The 945-nt window shown below is 77.5% G+C and carries 1 protein-coding gene; it reads left to right on the forward strand.

Features of this window, described 5'->3' with window-relative positions; all coding sequences use genetic code 11:
* Window positions 1-45: 45 nt before the first annotated feature.
* On the forward strand, window positions 46-945 hold a 900-nt coding region (locus tag OF117_RS22075), incomplete at its 3' end, for a 13E12 repeat family protein (protein ID WP_263555010.1).

Consider the following 945-nt stretch of genomic DNA (forward strand, 5'->3'; position numbering starts at 1 on the left):
CGTCGACTATTCTCGAACACACGTTCGATGCGTCGGGGAGGTGCCGTGGGCGAGCTGGCCTCCGCGCTGGACGCGCTGGCCGCCGACGACCTCGACGGGCTGTCCCACGGCGCGCTGCTCGACCGGGTGCACGAGCTGGTGGCCGCGCAGAACCGGATCACCGCGGAACTGACCCGCACCGTGCACCGGGCCGAGCTGCGGCAGGCCGCCGAGCACGACGGGCTGAGGTCCATGTCGTCCTGGCTGCGCGGGCACGCCCGGCTCTCCGGTGCGGCCGCGACCCGGCTGCTGACCGCCGGCCGGGCGCTGGACCTGCTGCCGGCCACCACCGCCGCGTTCGCCGCCGGCCGGCTGACCGGCGACCAGGTCGACGTGCTCGCCGGCATCGTCGACCCCGAGCACCGCAACCGGGCGACCGCGCAGGGCATCGACCCGACCGGCGTGGAAGCCGCGCTGGTCGACCTCGCGGTCGCCGGCACCCACCGCGAGCTGCAGCAGGTCACCGGGCACTACCTGGCCCGCCTGGACCCCGACGGCCCCGAGCCCGACCCCACCGAGGACCGCGCGCTGACCCTGGCCCAGCACCCCGACGGGTCCTGGACGCTGCGCGGCGCGCTGGACACCGTCGGCGGGGAGAAGCTGGCCACCGCGGTGGAAGCCCTCGCCGCCGCCGGCCGCGGCGCCGGCGACGACCGCAGCCGCGCCCAGCGGCTCGCCGACGCCCTGGTCCAGCTGGCCGACCTCGGGCTGGCCTCCGGGCGGCTGCCCATCCTGCGCACCGTCAAGCCGCACGTGATCCTCACCATCGACCACCAGGACCTGGCCGACCCGCACACCGGCCCCGGCGTCGCCCGCACCGCCCTGGGCGCCACCCTGTCCGCCGCCCGCGCCCGCTGGGCCGCCTGCGACGCCCAGCTCACCCGGATCGTGCTCGACCCCGACGGG

Origin of the sequence: Geodermatophilus sp. YIM 151500 (assembly GCF_025716945.1) — a bacterium.
In the GTDB taxonomy this organism is placed as follows: domain Bacteria; phylum Actinomycetota; class Actinomycetes; order Mycobacteriales; family Geodermatophilaceae; genus YIM-151500.